Below are 17,490 nucleotides of genomic sequence, written 5' to 3' on the forward strand. Positions count from 1 at the left end.
GGCCTTGCGGCCGACTCCCCCGGAGTATTTGGACCAGGGTGATGGAGCGGTGGATGGCGCGGCTCGACTGTTTCAAGAGCTACGACGTGCGGGGTCGGCTGGGGGTCGATCTCGACGCGGGCATTGCGCGGCGGATCGGGCGGGGCTTCGCCGACGCGCTCCGCCCCGGGCTGGTGGTGACGGGACGGGACGTGCGCGAGAGCAGCCCCGCGCTGCAGGCGGCGCTCATCGAGGGGCTGCGCGCGGGCGGCGCGGACGTGATCGACATCGGGCTGTGCGGGACCGAGGAGGTGTATTTCGCCACCGATCGGTTCGGCGCGGGCGGCGGGATCATGGTGACGGCGTCGCACAACCCCGTCGACTGGAACGGGATGAAGCTGGTCGGGCCCGGGGCGACGCCGCTGTCGGCCGAGGCGGGCCTCGGCGCGGTGCGGGCTGCGGCGGAGGCGGGCGACGCAGAGCCGGCGGCGAACCGGGGCGAGTTGCGGTCGGAAGACCCCCGGGCGGCGTTCGTGGCGCGCTGCCTGTCCTTCGTGGAGGTCGGCGCGCTCAGACCGCTGACCATCCTCGTCAATTCGGGCAACGGCGCGGCGGGGCCGACCTTCGACGCCGTCGCGGCGGCGCTGCTGGCGGCCGGTGCGCCGCTGACCTTCGAGCGGATGTGGCACGACGCCGACCCGGCGTTTCCCAACGGCATCCCCAACCCGCTCCTGCCAGAGAACCAGCCGGCGACGGCCGAGGCCGTGCGCGCGGCGGGTGCCGATTTCGGCGTGGCCTTCGACGGCGATTTCGACCGCTGCTTCTTCTTCGACGAGACGGGCGTCTTCGTGCCGGGCGAATACGTGGTCGGGCTGCTCGCGGGCGCGTTCCTCGCCAAGGAGGCCGGCGCGAAGATCGTCCACGACCCGCGCGTGGTGCTGAACACGCGCGCGGTGATCGCGGGGGCGGGGGGCGAGGCGGTGGTCTCGCGCACGGGTCACGCGCACCTCAAGGCGAAGATGCGCGAGGTCGACGCGGTCTATGGCGGCGAGATGTCGGCGCACCACTACTTCCGCGACTTCATGTACTGCGATTCGGGGATGATCCCGTGGCTGCTGGTGGCCGAGCACGTCTCGCGCACGGGGCGCTCGCTGGGCGATCTCGTCGCCGGGGCGCGGGCGGCCTACCCCTCGTCGGGCGAGATCAACTTTCGGCTTGCGGATGCCGAGGCGGCGCGGGCGGCCTTCGAGTCGGCCTATGCCCCTTCGGCGCGCGAGGTCGACCGGCTCGACGGCCTGTCGCTGACCTTCGACGGGTGGCGGGCGAACCTGCGTGCGTCGAACACCGAGCCGGTCTTGCGCCTCAACGTCGAGGCGGCCGGCGACGTCGGGCTGGTGGCCGCGAAGGTGGCCGAGATCAGTGCGCTCCTGAAGGATGCCGGGGGGCAGGGCTGATGCGGGTGCTCGTGCACGGGACGATCGCCGCGCCCCGCGCCGGTCTGCTGCGTGAGCGCGCGGGCGACGGCTGGCGCATCGACGCGTGGGATCCTGCGCAGGACGACACCGCCGCCTTCGCCCCGCTCGCCGCCGAGGCCGACGTGCTGGTGGGCGGTGCGCCGCCGGGGGGCAAGTGGCCGCCCGTGCCGAGGGCGCGGCTCTGGCAGATCCCGTGGACGGGCGTGGACTTCACCGCGCCGGACCGGGTGCCGGCGGGGCTGCCCGTGGCGAACTGCTACGAGCACGAGACGACGATGGCCGAATATGTGCTCGCTGCCATCCTCGAATGGCAGGTCGGGCTGCGCCGGATGGATGCCCGGTTTCGCGCCGAAGGATGGGGCGGGCACGTGCTCGCCCACGGGCCCCGGCACGGCGAGGTGCGGGGGCGCACGGTCGGCATCGTTGGCCACGGCCATATCGGGCGCGAGGTGGCGCTGCGCGCCCGCGCCTTCGGGATGCGGGCGATCGGCATCCGCCGCTCCGAGCGCCCCTGCCCGGAGGAACTCGACTGGCTGGGCACCCCGCGCGATCTGCATCGGCTGATGGGCGAAGCGGACTTCGTGGTCGTCGCCTGCGACCTCAACGATGCGACGCGCGGGATGATCGACGCCGAGGCGCTCGCCGCCATGAAGCCGGGCGGCGTCGTGATCAACGTCGCCCGCGGGGCGGTCGTCGACGAGGAGGCCCTGTGGCAGGCGCTGCGCGCGAACCGCATCGGCGGTGCCGTGATCGACGTGTGGTGGAACTATCGCCAGGGCGACGGCCCGGAGCCCTGGCCGGCCAACCGCCCCTTCGAGACGCTCGACAACGTGATCCTGTCGGCCCACGAGAGCGCGAGCACGCCCGAGATGCTGGAACGCCGGTGGGATTTCGTGGCGGCCAATATCGGCCGGGTCGCCCGCGGCGAGCCGCCCGAGAACGTGGTGTTCACCGGGCAGGCACCGCGCGCCTGAGGGGCGCGGCGTCCCGGCGCCTTGATCGGTTCCGCCGGTCGGCGGCACTCTGACGGCGGGACGCGCTCGGGAGGCCGGCCCTGCGGCGACCGGAGACGCGCCGCGTCGGGCCGCTCAGGGAGGAACCGTCATGCACCGCACATTCGTCACCGTCGCTGCCGCCCTCGTCGCAGGAAGTGCCGCCGCGCAGGAGGTCGTCAGCTATCCCTTTGACGGCAGCTTCGACGACGCCACCTTCGCCGTCGAAAGCGCCATCGTCGGGCAGGGGCTCGTCATCGACCATGTGAGCCACGTGGGCGACATGCTCGCGCGCACGGGCGCGGACGTGGGAAGCGACACGGCCATCTTCGATTCGGCAGACGTCTTCACCTTCTGCTCGGCCGTCGTCTCGCGCGAGGTGATGGAGGCCGATCCGATGAACATCGCCCACTGTCCCTACGGCATCTTCGTGGCCGAGCGGCAGGGCGCGGTGACGGTCGGATACCGAACCTACCCGGCAGGGCCAATGCAGCAGGTGCAGACGATGCTCGACGGAATCGCGCGCGAGGCCGTGGGCGACTAGGGCGGCCCTTTTCCGACCCTGTTTTCTGCACCATGCGTGGCGCGTGCGCAGCGCGACCCCACGTCGAGGGTGCCGCCCGATCGTGCCGGGGGCGGAGCCCCCCGCGGCGCACCTGCCGTGCGCCGGAGGCGCGCAACATGGACACCGCCCCGGATCAGACACGAAATGGGGCGCCCCGGGGGCGCCCCTTTCCCGTCCGGCCGCGGGACCGGATCAGCAGCTGTAGTAGAGCTTGAACTCGACCGGGTGCGGAGTGTGCTCGTAGGCGTAGATCTCTTCCCACTTGAGCTCCATGTAGCCCTCGAGCTGGTCCTTGGTGAACACGTCGCCGGCCAGCAGGAACTCGTGGTCGCGCTCGAGGCTCTCGATCGCCTCGCGCAGCGAGGCGCAGACCGTGGGGATACCCTCGAGCTCCTCGGGGGGCAGGTCGTAGAGATCCTTGTCCATCGCCTCGCCCGGGTCGATCTTGTTCCTGATCCCGTCTAGACCGGCCATCAGCAGCGCCGCGAAGCACAGATAGGGGTTGGCAGACGGGTCGGGGAAGCGCGCTTCCACCCGCTTGGCCTTGGGGCTCTCGGCCCAGGGGATGCGGATGCAGCCCGAGCGGTTACGCGCCGAGTAGGCGCGCAGAACCGGCGCCTCGAAGCCCGGGATCAGACGCTTGTAGGAGTTGGTCGAGGGGTTGGTGAAGGCGTTGAGAGTCTTGGCGTGCTTGAGAAGCCCGCCGATGTACCACAGCGCCTCCTGGGAGAGGTCGGCATACTTGTCGCCGGCGAAGAGCGGCTTGCCATCCTTCCAGATCGACATGTTGACGTGCATGCCGGTGCCGTTGTCGCCCGCCACGGGCTTGGGCATGAAGGTGGCCGACTTGCCGTAGGCGTGGGCCACGTTGTGGATCACGTACTTGTATTTCTGCAGCTGGTCGCCCTGGTCGGTCAGCGACGAGAAGATCAGGCCGAGCTCGTGCTGGCACGAGGCCACCTCGTGGTGGTGCTTGTCGACCTTCATGCCCATGCGCTTCATGGTCGACAGCATCTCGGAGCGCATGTCCATTCCGTCGTCGACGGGCGGCACGGGGAAGTAGCCGCCCTTGACGCCCGGACGATGGCCCATGTTGCCCATCTCGTATTCGGTGTCGGTGTTCCACGACGCGTCCTGCGCGTCGATCTGGTAGGAGACCTTGTTCATCTCGACCGAGAATCGGACGTCGTCGAACAGGAAGAACTCTGCCTCTGGCCCGAAGAAGGCGGTGTCGCCGATGCCCGACGACTTGAGGTAGGCCTCGGCGAGCTGCGCGGTGCCGCGCGGGTCGCGGTTGTAGGGCTCGCCCGTGTCGGGCTCGACGACCGAGCAGTGCACGCACATCGTCTTCTCGGCGAAGAACGGGTCCATGTAGGCCGAGCTCGGGTCGGGATTGAGCTTCATGTCCGACTGGTCGATCGACTTCCACCCGGCGATCGAGGAGCCGTCGAACATGAAGCCCTCGTCGAAGAAGTCGGCGTCCACCTGGTCGGCCATGACCGTCACGTGCTGGAGCTTGCCCCGCGGATCGGTGAAGCGCAGGTCGACATAGGCGACCTCCTCGTCCTTGATCTGCTTGAGAACGTCGTCTTTGCTCATGGGAGGGTGTTCCTCTGGTAGTTCGGTTACCGTTGATGGACGGGGTGGCGGCGGCCCGCCGGGGCTGGGGACTGGCTCAGAGCGCCTCGTCGCCTTCCTCACCGGTGCGGATGCGGATGGCCTGCGAGATGTCGGAGACGAAGATCTTGCCGTCACCGATCTTGTCAGTCTTGGCGGCCGAGACGATCGCGTCGATCGCCGACTCGACCTGGTCGTCTGGCAGGACGACCTCGATCTTCACCTTGGGGAGAAAGTCGACCACGTATTCGGCGCCGCGGTAGAGCTCGGTGTGGCCCTTCTGGCGGCCGAAGCCCTTCACCTCGATCACGCTGAGGCCCTGGACGCCGATCTCCTGCAGCGCCTCCTTCACCTCGTCGAGCTTGAAGGGTTTGATGATGGCCTCGATCTTTTTCATGGTGTGGCCGACTCCCTGTCTCCTGTCCCGCACCGGGTGAGACCACGGGGCGCAGGGGGGCGAAAGGGGCGAGCCGGCCGAGCCGCGGACGGGGAAGGCGGATTTGGCTCATGTGATCAAAAAATATGCGAAACGCCTTTTGCGCGGGCTTTTTGCGAAAATCGAAGGCAGACACGATGGCTGAACTTCTGACATCTGCCCAAATGCGCGCCATCGAGCGGGCCGCCTTCGACAGCGGCGCCGTCTCGAGCCTGGAAGCGATGGAGCGCGCTGGCCGCGGCGTCGTGACGGCGGCCCTGGCCGACCTGCCGGACGAGGCGGGGCGCCCGGGGCACGCGGTCGTCCTCTGCGGACCCGGCAACAACGGTGGCGATGGATACGTCGTGGCACGTCTGCTGCACGCCCGCGGCTGGCGGGTGGAGGTGTTCGCGATGGGCGACCCCGAGCGGATGTCGGACGACGCCCGCGCCAACCGCGACCGCTGGGCGGCGCTCGGCCCGATCGGCCCGCTCGAGCCGGCGGTGGCGGGGCAGGGCGCGCGACCCGATCTGCTGGTGGACGCGCTGTTCGGCACCGGCCTCGCCCGGCCGATCCCGGAGGATGCGGTGGCCTGCCACGAGGCCGTCCGTGGCCGGGAAGGGGGCGCCGCCTGCCGCGCCGTGGCCGTCGACGCGCCCTCGGGGCTCGACTGCGACACGGGCCGGCTGCTGCTGCCCGAGCCTGTGGTCGACGCGGCGGGCCGGCCGCGCGTCCGGGCGGATCTGACCGTCACCTTCCACGCCGCCAAGCTCGGCCACTATCTCGGCGAGGGGCCGGCCGCCTGCGGGCGGCTCGCCGTCCACGACATCGGCCTCGGCGCGTGGGACAGGCCGCCGGGCGACCCCTTCGGCCCTCCGTCGCCTGACCGGGTGCGCCGCGTCGGGCAGGCCGCGCCCGGCTGGCCCGTGCCCCTTGTCCCCGCCCTCGGCGCCGCCCGCCACAAGTACGACCGCGGGCATGTCGTCGTTCTCGCCGGCGGGCCGGGGCGCGGCGGCGCGGCGCGGATGGCCGGGCGCGCGGCGCTGCGGGCGGGCGCGGGGCTGGTCACGGTGGCCTGCCCCACGGATGCGCGGGCCGAGAACGCCGCGCGCCTCGACGCGATCATGCTGCGCGAGGTCGATGCCGCCGCAGACCTCGACCGGCTGCTGGAGGACGGGCGGCTGTCGTCGGTCTGCCTGGGGCCCGGCCTCGGCATCGGCGAGCGGGCGCGCGCGCTCGTCGCCGCCGCCTGCCGGGGCGGGGCGACGAGCCGGGCGGCAGGCCGCAAGGTCGTGCTCGACGCCGACGCCCTGACGAGCTTCGCGGACGATCCGCGCGCCCTTTTCGCGCTCCTGCATCCGATGTGCGTGCTCACGCCCCACGAGGGCGAGTTCGCCCGCCTCTTCCCCGACCTGTCGCAGACGGCACGGGCGGAGGCGGGCCTGTCCAAGATCGACGCCGCGCGGGCCTCGGCCGACCGCGCCGGCTGCACGATCCTTTTGAAGGGCGCCGACACGGTGATCGCCTCGCCCGGCGGCGCCGCCTCGCTCCATGCCGCCGCCTACGGGCGGGCGGTTCCGTGGCTGGCCACGGCCGGGGCGGGCGACGTGCTGGCGGGCCTGATCGCGGGCCTGCTCGCGCCGCCCTCGATCACCGCCAGCCCCCACCCCGCCACCGAGGCCGCCGCGTGGCTCCACGCCGAGGCCGCGCGCCACGCCGGCCCCGGCCTGATCGCCGAGGATCTGCCCGAGGCGCTGCCGGCGGTCTTCGGTGACCTGCTCGGGTAGGGCGCCGCTCCATTGCCCGCGGGGCCCCGGGCGCGCATCGCGCGCCGTGCCTGGCCCGTGCGGAATGGCAAGGCTGAAAGGAGCGGATCGGGGCGCTGGCCCCGGCTCTCGAGCGGCCAGGGCTGCATGTCGTGCTCAGCGTCCGCCGTGCTCGGCGCGCTTGGCCGCCTGCCAGTGCGACTCCATTTCCTCGAGGGTAGCCTCCGCAGGGCTGCGCCCCTCGGCCGCGAGCCCATCCTCCACCGCGGCGAACCGGCGGGTGAACTTGGCGTTGGTGCGCCGCAGGGCCGCCTCGGGATCGACGCCAAGATGGCGGGCGAGGTTGACCACGGCGAAGAGCAGGTCGCCCGTCTCGTCCTCCAGCGCGTCCGCGTCGGCGCCCGCCTGCGCCTCGGCAAGCTCCGCCGCCTCCTCGGCGATCTTGGCCAGCACCGCCTGCGGGTCGTCCCAGTCGAAGCCCACGCGGGCGGCGCGCTTCTGCAGCTTGAGAGCGCGGGTCAGCGCCGGCAGGCCCAGCGCCACCCCGTCGAGCACCCGCGTCTCGCCCTTCGCCGCGCGCTCGGCGGCCTTCACCCTCTCCCAGTCCTGCACCTGCTGGTCGGCCGACTTGTCGCGGCTCTCGTCGCCGAAGACGTGGGGGTGGCGCGCGACCATCTTGTCGGCGATGGCGCCGGCCACGGAGTCGAAGTCGAACCGTCCCTCCTCGGCGCCCATCTGGGTGAAATAGACCACCTGCAACAGCAGATCGCCCAGCTCGCCCTCAAGCTCAGCCCAGGCCCGCCGCTCTATCGCGTCGGCCACCTCGTAGGCCTCCTCGATCGTGTAGGGGGCGATCGTCTCCCACGTCTGTTCGATGTCCCAGGGGCAGCCCGCCTCGCGGTCGCGCAGGCGGGCCATGATCGCGACGAGCCGGTCGATGGAGCGGCCCTCGGAGGGCGGCGGGGGAGGAGACATTGCGCTGGTCGCCTTTTCCGTGTCTGTCTGCGCGGACCTGTCCGCAGAGAGAGACCGCGCCCCGTGCCCGCCGTCAACCGCATCGCCGCCTTCGCCGACGACATGGCTGCCTGGCGCCGCCACCTGCACGCCCATCCCGAGCTCGGGTTCGACTGCCACGGCACGGCCGGCTTCGTGGCCGAACGGCTGCGCGAGTTCGGGGTCGACGCGATCCACGAGGGCATCGCCACCTCGGGCGTGGTGGCGGTGATCGAGGGCGCGCGCCGCGGCCCCACCGTGGGCCTGCGCGCCGACATGGACGCGCTGCCCATCAGCGAGGCGACCGGCGCGCCCCACGCCTCGACCGTGGTGGGGCGGATGCATGCCTGCGGCCACGACGGGCATACCGCCATGCTGCTTGGCGCCGCGCGCTACCTTGCCGAGACGCGTGCCTTCTCGGGTCGCGTCGCGCTGATCTTCCAGCCGGCGGAAGAGGCGGGCGGCGGCGGCGGCGTCATGGTCGAGGAGGGGATCATGGAGCGCTTCGGCATCGCCGAGGTCTACGCGCTCCACACAGCACCCGGCCTTCCCGAGGGGCATGTGGCCACCCGGCCCGGCCCCTTCCTTGCCGCCGTCGACACCTTCTTCGTGCATGTCGAGGGCACGGGCGGGCACGCCGCCACCCCGCACGAGACGCGCGACCCGATCCCGGCCGCTCTCGCCATCGGCCAGGCGCTGCCCACGATCGTCTCGCGCAACCGCCACGCGGCCGACGAGATGGTGCTGTCGCTCACCCAGGTCCACGCCGGCACGACCGACAACGTGGTGCCCGCGCATGCCATGCTGAACGGCACCGTGCGCAGCTTCGACGAGCGCCTGCGCGACATGGTCGAGCGGCGGATGGGCGAGATCGTGGCGGGCACCGCGGCCGCGCATGGCGTCGGGGCGCGGCTCGACTACATCCGCGAATACCCGGTGGCAGTGAACGATCCCGCCCGCGCCGCCTTCGCCGCCGAGGTCGCGGCAGAAATCGCGTCCGGCATCACGGCCGACGCCCCGCGCGAGATGGGGGCCGAGGATTTCGCCTACATGCTCGCCGCCCGGCCCGGCGCCTTCCTCTTCCTCGGGCAGGGCGACGGGCCGGGGCTGCATCAGCCCGGCTTCGACTTCAACGACGCCGTCGCGCCGGTCGGCGCCTCGCTCCTGGCCCGCCTCGTCGAGCGCGCGCTGCCGCTCTGAGCGGAGCCGTCTCGTGCCGGCCCGCCACATCATCCTGGCCACAGCACTCCGGGGCAGGCGCCGGGAACGGGCGACGGGGGCAGCGCCCCAGCGAGTCCGGCCTGTTCCTTGGGGCAAGGAGAGCGTGGACTGCTCGGCCCCCCTTCAGCTCTCGATATCGAACGTCATGGGGCACGGCGGCACCAGGCGGGACGACCCGGAAGGCTCCGCGAGATCCCGCTTTCGTCGTCGAACGGAGGGAGCAGTGCCCCGCGCCGTTCTCTGATCTCTGGGGTCGAGGGCGTCGCTCCCCGGGGCGGGGATGCGGGGCCGACCGCCGGGGCAGGCTTCGTGGTCTTCGCCCCGAGGCCGCATCGTGGCGTTCGGCGTCGGGGAATCGACGTGGTGTGCGCAGTCCGGGCCGCACCGCGAGGCCCGATCTCTTCCGCGTCATGAGCCCCGGCCCCGGACGCATCTCTCGCTCACCCGGTCGTGGCGGACGGCCTGCCGCTTGAAGCGCCCCGGCCGTCGTCGAGCGGGCCCCCGGATCTCCGGACCGCATGAAGGATGTCGGTCGGCATGCTGCCGGCCGGAGGCCGGGAGATTGGGGGGCGCGATCGGTTTTCCGATGTGGCCGCCATGCGACGGCATCGAGCGTCAGGTGCCCCGTGGGGTCTGTTCTCGAACGCTCAGTTCGTCGACGTCGATCCGCAGGATGTGCTCGCGCATACCGGCCTCGGCCACCTCCGGATCGCGCGTGCGTATCTGCGCGATCACCTCGGCATGCTCGCGCGTGGTGTTGCGGATGGCTGTGGAACTGACGCGCAGCGTCATCCGGAGGTAGGGCTCGGTCGCGTGTCGGATGCGGCGGATCTCTTCCACCAGCCGCGGGCGCGGGCAGTAGTCGAGCAGCACATCGTGGAACTGGTCGTGGGCGGTGATGAACCAGTCGACATCCGAGCGCGCCCGGTCGAGCCGCTGCAGGGCGATCTCGGCCTCTTCCAGCCCCTGCCGGTCGATCCGTTCCGCCACGAGCCGCATGGCGAAGGCCTCGAGAACAGCGCGCATCTCGTAGAGCTCGGCGATCTCGTCGCGCCCGAGCGACGTGACCACCGCGCCGCGATTCGACCGGATCGTCATGAAGCCTTCGGTGGCGAGCTGCCGGATCGCTTCGCGCACGGGCATGCGGCTGACGCCCAGCGCCTGCGCTACCTTGTCGGCCACGACATGCGTGCCGCCGGCCAGCCGCCCCGAGCGGATCTCGTCCACGAGATAGCGATAGGCGAGCGCCTGGGCGCTCTGCCCTTGCTCGGGCCGCTGACGCTCGCTCGTCAGGTCCATCCTCTCCTCCGGAGCCGTTCCGCGCGACACCGCCGCGGGCCGACTTCGCGTTGCCGGTGCGCCCGGATTCAGGGCAGCCCGGCCCGCGGAGGCGGCATTCCGCGTCTTGCCACGCCGCGACCATGGCATCCGCGACCCCGCTTGACAATTGGCTGCTTGCATTCAAGGATCATTGTATCCAATCTGGCCGCAGAGCCGGCGCGTGACGCCGCCATGCCAGACGAAGACTGGAAACCGGGACCGCGAGAGGGCGAATGCTGAAAGCCGCGCCGATCCTGCACTTCTCCGCGATGGTCGACGATCTTGACCGGACGGTGGCCTTCTACGGCGACGCCTTCGGCTTCACGCCGTCCCTGCCGCCGACCGATCTCGGCGACGCCTTCGCGCGGATGGTCGGGGTGTCCGGCGTCTCGGCCAGGCTGGCGCAGCTCACCCATGCCGACCGGCCGGAGACGCTGGAATTCGTCGCCTGCCCCGGCCGGCTTGGGGCGGCCGCCGAGGCAATCCCGCTGGCGCATGTCGCCTTCTGCGTGCCCGATCTCGACGCCGCGCTGGACGCCGCCCGCGCGGCCGGGGCCGAGGTGCTGGGCGAGGTCGTGGCCTTTTCCGAGGGCCGCTCGGCCTATTGCCGCGAACCGGGCGGCTCGGTCTTCGAACTGGAGGAGCTCTACGAATGACGGATGCCGCCACGGCCCGCGCCCGCTTCCGCCGAATGGCCGCGATGCGCGCCTTCGACGAGGCCTGCCTCGAGGCCCTGCGTCGCAAGGCGATCCACGGCGAGCTTCATGTCGGGCTCGGCCAGGAGGCGATCGGCGCCGGCATGGCCGAGTCGCTGCGCCCGGAGGATGCGGTCGTCTCGACCCACCGCAACCACTTCCACGGGCTGGCCAAGGGGGTCGACCGGCGCGCGCTGCTGGCCGAGATCTGCGAGCGCGAGGCCGGGCTCTGCCGCGGGCGGGGCGGCCACATGCACCCCTTCGACCCGGCGACGAACTTTTCCGCGACCGGCATCGTCGGCGCCTCGATTCCGGTGGCGCTCGGCTACGCCCATGCCTTCCGCCTGCGCGGCGAGGCGGCGGTGGCGGTCGGCGTCACCGGCGACGGCGGCTCGCACACGGGCGGCTTCCACGAGGCGCTGGTGATGGCGGGCGCGGCGAATCTGCCGATGGTCGTACTGGTGGAGAACAACGCCCTCGCCATCTCGGTGCAGTTCGACGACGTCTCGCCCACCGAGACCGTCTCGGAGCGCGCCGCCGCCTATTCCGCCCTCGGCCTGCATGTCGACGGAACGGATGTCGACGCGGTGGCCGAGACCTTCGCCCGAGCGATGGATCACGCCCGCAGCGGCGGCGGCCCGGTCATCGTCGAGGCCACGTGCCACCGCTTCCGCGGCCATTTCGAGGGCGATCCCGAGGGCTATCGCAGCAAGGAGGAGCGGCAGCGCGTGCGCGACAATTTCGACCCCCTCAGGCTCTACCGTCACAGGCTCGCCGCGGCGGGCGTGGGCGAGGCAGAGGCCGACGCCATCCTCGCCGAGGAGAAGTCCGCCATGAAGGCGTTGCTGGCCGAGGTGCTGGAGATGCCGCTGCCCGACCCGGCCGGCGCCATGCTCTATCGCTTCGTCGAGGAGGCGCGGGCATGAGCGCGGTGGCGGAACGCGCGAACGACCGGCTGGCGATGCCGCTGCCCGCGACCATCGCAGAGGCCATCGCGCTGGAGATGGAGCGCGACGACACGATCCTGTGCCTGGGCGAGGATATCGGCCGCGCGGGCGGCGTGTTCGGCACCACGACGGGCCTGCAGGAGCGGTTCGGCAGCGCCCGCGTGGTCGACACGCCGATCGCCGAGATGGGCTTCGCCGGCATGGGTGTCGGCCTCGCCCAGGCGGGGATGCGCCCGCTGGTCGAGATCATGTTCGTCGACTTCATCGGCGTGTGCCTCGAACAGGTCTACAACGCCGCGGCCAAGATCCCCTACATGTCGGGCGGGCGGCAGCGGATGCCGATGGTCTTCAAGACGGCGGGCGGCTGCATCGGCTCGGCCGCGCAGCATTCGCAATGCCTCTGGGGGCTCTTCGCCCACCTGCCTGGGATGAAGGTGGTCGCCCCCTGCAACCCGCACGACCACAAGGGCCTGATGGCGGCCGCCCTGCGCAGCGACGACCCGGTGGTGTTCATCGAGCACAAGGCGCTGCTGCTGCGGAAGGGCCGCGACTTCCGCCACCACCCCGACGTGCCCGACGGCGCCTACACCCTGCCCCTCGGCGAGGCGGCGGTGGTGCGCGAGGGCTCGGACGTGACGCTCGCCACGCTGTCGGCGTCGGTGGAGCACGCGCTCGCCGCGGCCGAGGAACTCGCCGGCGAGGGCGTGTCGGTCGAGGTGATCGACCTGCGTTCTGTCGTGCCGCTCGACGCCGACACGGTGGCCGCGAGCGCAGGCCGCACCGGGCGCCTGCTGGTCGTCGACGAGGATTACCTGAGCTTTGGCCTCTCGGCCGAGCTGTCGCTGCGCGTGATCGACCGGCTTGGCCTGTCGGGGCTGCGGCAGGTGGAACGGCTCGCGCTGCCCGACGTGCCGATCCCGGCGGCGCTGTCGCTGGAGAAGGCCGTGGTGCCGGGGCCGGAGCTGATCGCGGACAGGCTCCGCCAGATGGCGAAGGGGGTGTGAGCGTGGCGGGCCGGGCGGCGGTCATCGGCGCGGGGGGCGGCATCGGCCGCGCCTGCCTCGCCACCTTCGCGGACGCGGGGTGGGAGGCGACGGGCGCCGACCTGCACGCGGGCGACGGGCTGCACCCGCTCGACGTCACCGACCCCGAGGCCGTGGACGGCTTCGCCAGGCAGGTGGACGCCGATGCGCTGGTCTACGCCGCGGGAACGGTCGCCACCATGCCCGTCGCAGAGACCGATCCCGCCGTCTGGCGGCGGGTGCTCGCCGTCAACCTCGACGGCGCCGCCCATGCCGCCGCCGCCTTCGCCCGCACGATGATCGCCGGTGGACGCGGCGGGGCGATGGTGTTCCTGTCGTCGGCCGCGGGTGTGCGGGGCGAGGCCAACGCCTCGGCCTACTGCGCCTCCAAGGCCGGGCTGATCGGGCTGGTGGAGAGCGTGGCGGCCGAGCTCGTGCCCCACCGGATCCGCGTCAACGCCGTGGCGCCGGGCAACGTCGACACGCCGATGCTGCGCGAGGTCGCCCGAGGGATCGCCCGCGCCGAGGGGCGCTCCGAGGCCGAGGTATGGGCGGGGCTGGCCCGCACCGGCGCCGCCGACCGCATCCTCGCGCCCGGAGAGGTCGCGCGCGTCTGCGTCGCGCTCTGCGGCGACGCCTTCTCGGGCGTCACCGGGGCCACGGTGCCCGTCGATGCGGGGTATCTGCTGTCATGAACCGGGAGCCGACACGCATGGATGCCGAAACCGCGCTCCGCCCCGGCGCCGACCGGACCGGGGGCATGCGCAACGCCGGCTCGCCCACGCCGGCCATGTTCCCGCCGCCCGAGTCGCTCCGCCCCACGCTGGTCGGGCGCGACTTCGTGGTGTCGGCGGGCCACCCGATCGTGGCGCAGGTCATGGCCGAGGTGATGGCGCGCGGCGGCACGGCGGTGGATGCCGGCGTGGCGGGCGGCCTTCTGTCGAACGTCGTGCAGGTCGACATGTGCAATCTGGGCGGGGTCGCGCCCACGCTGATCCGCCCCGCGGGCGACACCGAGACCTGGGTGATCGACGGTGTCGGTCCGTGGGGGCGCGAGGTGACGCTCGACGCCTTCCTCGCGCGGCACGAGGGCACCATGCCGCTCGGCTCGCCCGCGGGCGTGGTGCCGGCGGCCTTCGACGCCTGGTGCACCGCGCTCGCCCGTTTCGGCACCTGGCGGCTGGCCGACGTGCTGGCGCCGGCCATCGACTATGCGCGCAACGGCTTCCCGCTCGACCGGGGCACGGCGACGGCGCTGGAATTGCTCGGCAACGGCTTTTCCGCCTACGAGAGTTCGCGCGCCGTCTACTGGCCGGCCGGCCGCCCGCCGCGCCCCGGCGAGGTGCTGCGCCAGAGCGACCTCGCCCGCACCCTCGCGCGCCTCGCCGCCTGCGACACGGGCGACCGCGAGGCGGGGATCGCCCGCGCCCGCACGCTGTTCTACGAGGGCGAGATCGCGGAAGAGCTGATCGCCTTCCACCGCGCCACCGGCGGCTGGCTGACGCGCGACGACCTCGCCGCCTACGAAAGCCCGGTGCAGCGGGCGCCCCGCGTCGCCTTCCGCGGGTGGGAGGTGGCGACCCCCGGCACCGTCGGGCAGGGGCCGGTCCTGCTGCAGGCGCTGGGCATCCTCGAGGGGCTGCCGCTCGAGCGCCACGCCCGCGGCTCGGCCGACCACCTCCACCTCGTGGCCGAGGCGCTCAAGCAGGGCTTTGCCGAGCGCGAGCGCGCCTATGCCGACCCGGCCTTCGCCGCGACGACCCTCGAGGCCCTGCTCGCCCCCGGCCACCTCGCGGCGCTGCGCGACGCGATCCTCCCCGAGGCCGCCTTGCCGGGTGCGGCCGAGGCGCCGGCACCGGGGCAGGGGCGGTTCGACACCACCTACGTCGCGGCGGCCGACGCGGCGGGCAACGTCTTTTCCTCGATGCCGTCGGACACGATCGACGGGGCGCCCATCGTGCCCGGCCTCGGCTTCTTCGTCAGCCCGCGCGGCGTGCAGAGCCGGCTCGACCCCGACCACCCGGCCTGCCTCGGCCCCGGCAAGCGTCCGCGCCTGACGCCGGCCCCCGCCATCGCCACCAATGCCGCCACCGGCGAGGCGCTGGCGCTGGGCTGCCCCGGCGGCGACGTGATCGTGCAGTCGATGCTGCAGAGCTTCGTCGACATGGTGTGCTTCGGCATGACCCCGCAGCAGGCGGTGGAGGCGCCCCGCGTGGCGACGTTCTCGCATCCCGGCTCGTTCCACCCCCACCCGGCCTTCCCCAAGCGGGTGGCCGTCGAGGGCCGGATCGCTCCGGACGTGCGGGAGGCGCTCGCCGAGCGGGGCCATGTCATCCACGACTGGCCCGACTGGGAGTTCGACGCCGGCGCCGTTTCCATCGCGGGAACGCGGGTGATGCACGCGGGCGGCGCTCCGGTCCTCGTCGCGGCGGCCGACCCGCGCCGGATCGCCTACGCGGCGGGGAGGTGAGCATGCCCAGGAACCTGACCCCGCCGCCCGGATTCGATGCCGAAGGCTACGCCCGCGCCGCCGCGCCCGCCATCGGCCTGCCCCTGCCGGAGGAGGCCGTGGCCGAGGTCGCCGCCAATCTCGCGCGCACCGCCGGGTTCGCCGCGCTCCTTGCAGATGTGCCGGAGATCGACACGGCCGAGCCCGCCCCCGTCTTCCGCGCCGGGGAGGGCGAGCGATGAGCGTCGTGGCCACCGCAGCGGCCGTCCGCAGCGGCCGCGACACCGCGGCCGACACGGTCGCGCGCGCGCTCGCGGCCCTCGAGGCGGCGGGCGGCCTGAACGCGGCGACGCACGTTCATGCCGAGCGCGCCCGCGCCCGCGCCGCGACGCTCGACGCCCGCATCGCGAAAGGCGACGAGCCGGGGCCGCTGGCCGGGGTGCCCTTCGCCGTGAAGAACCTGTTCGACGTGGCGGGCCAGGTCACCCGCGCCGGCAGCCGCGCGACCGAGGCCGACGCACCGGCGGCGCAGGACGCCTTCGCCATCCGCGTGCTGGAGGCGGCGGGCGCGGTGCTAGTGGCCAGCACCAACATGGACGAACTCGCCTACGGCTTTTCCGGCGAGAACGCCCATGACGGCGACACGCGCAACCCGCACGACGCCCGGCTCTCGGCCGGGGGCTCCTCGTCGGGATCGGCGGCGCTGGTGGCGGCGGGCGCGGTGCCGCTGGCGCTGGGCACCGACACCAACGGATCGGTCCGCGTGCCGGCGGCGCTGTCCGGCGTGGTGGGGCTCAAGCCGACCTATGGACGGCTGTCGCGCGCCGGCGTCCATTCGTTCGTTCACAGCCTCGATCATGTCGGGCTGTTCGCGGCGACGGCGGAGGATATCGGCGCCGCCTTCGCCGCGCTCGACGCACCCGACCCGGACGACCCGGTGCAGGCGCGTGGCCCCGCGCCCCGCCCGGCAAAGCAGGACCTGCGCGCCGCGCGTCTCGGCGGCTGGTTCGCCGCGCCGCTCCACCCCGACGTGGCCGAGGCGGTCGAGGCCGCGGGCGCGGCGCTCGGCGCCAGCCGAAGCGCGGAACTGACGCTGGCCGAGGCGGCCCGCGCCGCCGCCTTCGTCATCACCACCGCCGAGGGCGGGCAGCGCCATCTCGCGGGGCTCGCCCGGCACCCCGAGCGTTTCGGCCCGCTCGTGCGCGACCGGCTGCGCGCGGGCGCGCTCGTCCCCGCCGCGTGGACGGGTCGGGCACAAAAGCTGCGCCGCCGCGTGACGGACGAACTGGCAGCCCTGCACCGCGATGCGGACATCCTCATCGCCCCGGCCACGCCGTGCCCCGCCTTCCCGCTCGGAGCGGCCGAGCACGAGGTCGCGGGCGAGACGCTGCCCATCCGCCTCGGCATCGGGATGTTCACCCAGCCGCTCACGCTGACCGGCGTGCCCATCGGCGTCGCCGTTCGGCGGGGCGCGCGCTCCGGCCTGCCCGTGGGCGTGCAGGTGATCGGGCGGCCGTTCGAGGAGGAGGCGGTGCTCGCCGCCATGACCCGGCTGGAGCGGGAAGGCTTCGTGATGCCGCCCGCCGCGCAGGAGACAGCCCATGCCTAAGCGCCACGAGATCAACCTGCCCGACGTGGTCGCCGAGGTGCGCGCCGTGTTCGACCGCTACGAGACGGCCCTGACCGAAAACGACGTTCCGGTGCTGGAGGAACTGTTCTGGAACAGCCCGCACACCACCCGCTACGGCGTGGGCGAGAACCTCTACGGCTGGGAGGCGATCTCGGCTTTCCGCCGCGCCCGCACCACCGGCCCCTTCCGGCGCAGCCTGACGAACACCACGATCACCACCTACGGGCGCGATTTCGCGACCGCCAACACCGAGTATCGGCGCGAGGGGCACGATCGCCCGGGGCGCGAGACCAAGACGCTGCTGCGCACGCCTGAGGGCTGGCGCATCGTCTCGGCGCACGTCAGCCTGCTGGGCGAGACGGTGTAGGCGGCAAGCAACAGGGCCGGAACAGGCTCGCAACGAG

General features: G+C 72.8%; 17 protein-coding genes. 13 read left to right on the forward strand and 4 right to left on the reverse strand.

What is annotated here, in order from left to right:
* The first annotated feature begins 53 nt into the window (after positions 1 to 53).
* The 3 genes from DLJ49_RS01130 (at position 54) to DLJ49_RS01140 (ending at position 2,990) form a co-directional block, all read left to right on the forward strand.
* Positions 54 to 1,433: a phosphohexomutase domain-containing protein gene (locus DLJ49_RS01130; RefSeq protein WP_115391665.1), complete on the forward strand. Its 1,380-nt coding sequence runs from the start codon at positions 54 to 56 to the stop codon at positions 1,431 to 1,433.
* A complete protein-coding gene (locus DLJ49_RS01135) occupies positions 1,433 to 2,428 on the forward strand; it encodes a 2-hydroxyacid dehydrogenase (protein WP_115391666.1) in 996 nt (331 codons plus the stop codon). Before DLJ49_RS01130 ends, DLJ49_RS01135 begins: the two co-directional genes overlap by 1 nt.
* A 130-nt stretch (positions 2,429 to 2,558) precedes the next feature.
* Positions 2,559 to 2,990 carry a DUF302 domain-containing protein gene (locus DLJ49_RS01140; protein ID WP_115391667.1) on the forward strand — a complete coding sequence of 144 codons (432 nt, stop codon included), beginning with the start codon at positions 2,559 to 2,561 and terminating at the stop codon, positions 2,988 to 2,990.
* 213 nt (positions 2,991 to 3,203) lie between these two features.
* On the opposite strand, the gene glnA is transcribed toward DLJ49_RS01140, so the two are convergent.
* Positions 3,204 to 4,610 (reverse strand): type I glutamate--ammonia ligase, encoded by a 1,407-nt coding sequence (glnA, locus tag DLJ49_RS01145; protein WP_115391668.1) that lies wholly within the window; start codon positions 4,608 to 4,610, stop codon positions 3,204 to 3,206.
* A gap of 76 nt (positions 4,611 to 4,686) precedes the next feature.
* Positions 4,687 to 5,025, reverse strand: a complete 339-nt coding sequence (locus tag DLJ49_RS01150) for a P-II family nitrogen regulator (protein WP_115391669.1) — start codon at positions 5,023 to 5,025, stop codon at positions 4,687 to 4,689.
* Between the two features lie 176 nt (positions 5,026 to 5,201).
* On the opposite strand from DLJ49_RS01150, the gene DLJ49_RS01155 reads away from it, so the two are divergent.
* Entirely contained in the window at positions 5,202 to 6,830 is a 1,629-nt protein-coding gene (locus DLJ49_RS01155) for an NAD(P)H-hydrate dehydratase (protein ID WP_115391670.1), read from the forward strand.
* A gap of 135 nt (positions 6,831 to 6,965) precedes the next feature.
* Here the strand turns inward: DLJ49_RS01155 and mazG are convergent, their stop codons facing one another.
* Positions 6,966 to 7,784: a nucleoside triphosphate pyrophosphohydrolase gene (mazG, locus tag DLJ49_RS01160; RefSeq protein WP_115391671.1), complete on the reverse strand. Its 819-nt coding sequence runs from the start codon at positions 7,782 to 7,784 to the stop codon at positions 6,966 to 6,968.
* A 63-nt stretch (positions 7,785 to 7,847) separates the two neighbouring features.
* Here mazG and DLJ49_RS01165 point away from each other — a divergent pair, with 63 nt between their 5' ends.
* Positions 7,848 to 9,002, forward strand: coding sequence for an amidohydrolase (locus DLJ49_RS01165; RefSeq protein ID WP_115391672.1), 1,155 nt, complete (start codon positions 7,848 to 7,850; stop codon positions 9,000 to 9,002).
* A gap of 636 nt (positions 9,003 to 9,638) precedes the next feature.
* Here DLJ49_RS01165 and DLJ49_RS01170 read toward each other — a convergent pair.
* Positions 9,639 to 10,322: a GntR family transcriptional regulator gene (locus DLJ49_RS01170; RefSeq protein ID WP_158547369.1), complete on the reverse strand. Its 684-nt coding sequence runs from the start codon at positions 10,320 to 10,322 to the stop codon at positions 9,639 to 9,641.
* Positions 10,323 to 10,576: 254 nt separating this feature from the next.
* On the opposite strand from DLJ49_RS01170, the gene DLJ49_RS01175 reads away from it, so the two are divergent.
* The 8 genes from DLJ49_RS01175 to hpxZ are packed head-to-tail and all read left to right on the forward strand — an operon-like array spanning position 10,577 to position 17,453.
* Entirely contained in the window at positions 10,577 to 10,999 is a 423-nt protein-coding gene (locus DLJ49_RS01175; protein WP_115391674.1) for a VOC family protein, read from the forward strand.
* Complete coding sequence (locus tag DLJ49_RS01180; protein WP_115391675.1) at positions 10,996 to 11,964, forward strand: thiamine pyrophosphate-dependent dehydrogenase E1 component subunit alpha; 969 nt, start codon at positions 10,996 to 10,998, stop codon at positions 11,962 to 11,964. The genes DLJ49_RS01175 and DLJ49_RS01180 overlap by 4 nt, the downstream gene beginning before the upstream one ends.
* On the forward strand, positions 11,961 to 12,989 hold the full coding sequence (locus DLJ49_RS01185) for an alpha-ketoacid dehydrogenase subunit beta (protein ID WP_199533263.1): 1,029 nt from the start codon (positions 11,961 to 11,963) through the stop codon (positions 12,987 to 12,989). The genes DLJ49_RS01180 and DLJ49_RS01185 overlap by 4 nt, the downstream gene beginning before the upstream one ends.
* A 2-nt stretch (positions 12,990 to 12,991) precedes the next feature.
* Positions 12,992 to 13,702, forward strand: a complete 711-nt coding sequence (locus DLJ49_RS01190) for an SDR family NAD(P)-dependent oxidoreductase (protein ID WP_158547370.1) — start codon at positions 12,992 to 12,994, stop codon at positions 13,700 to 13,702.
* 17 nt (positions 13,703 to 13,719) lie between these two features.
* Positions 13,720 to 15,477 carry a gamma-glutamyltransferase family protein gene (locus DLJ49_RS01195; RefSeq protein ID WP_158547371.1) on the forward strand — a complete coding sequence of 586 codons (1,758 nt, stop codon included), beginning with the start codon at positions 13,720 to 13,722 and terminating at the stop codon, positions 15,475 to 15,477.
* Between the two features lie 2 nt (positions 15,478 to 15,479).
* Entirely contained in the window at positions 15,480 to 15,698 is a 219-nt protein-coding gene (locus DLJ49_RS01200; RefSeq protein ID WP_115391678.1) for a DUF4089 domain-containing protein, read from the forward strand.
* Positions 15,695 to 17,065 carry an AtzE family amidohydrolase gene (locus DLJ49_RS01205; RefSeq protein WP_115391679.1) on the forward strand — a complete coding sequence of 457 codons (1,371 nt, stop codon included), beginning with the start codon at positions 15,695 to 15,697 and terminating at the stop codon, positions 17,063 to 17,065. Before DLJ49_RS01200 ends, DLJ49_RS01205 begins: the two co-directional genes overlap by 4 nt.
* Positions 17,058 to 17,453 (forward strand): oxalurate catabolism protein HpxZ, encoded by a 396-nt coding sequence (gene hpxZ, locus DLJ49_RS01210; protein ID WP_115391680.1) that lies wholly within the window; start codon positions 17,058 to 17,060, stop codon positions 17,451 to 17,453. Before DLJ49_RS01205 ends, hpxZ begins: the two co-directional genes overlap by 8 nt.
* Positions 17,454 to 17,490 lie beyond the last annotated feature (37 nt).

This window comes from Rhodovulum sp. 12E13 (assembly GCF_003340565.1).
Lineage (GTDB): Bacteria > Pseudomonadota > Alphaproteobacteria > Rhodobacterales > Rhodobacteraceae > HLUCCA09.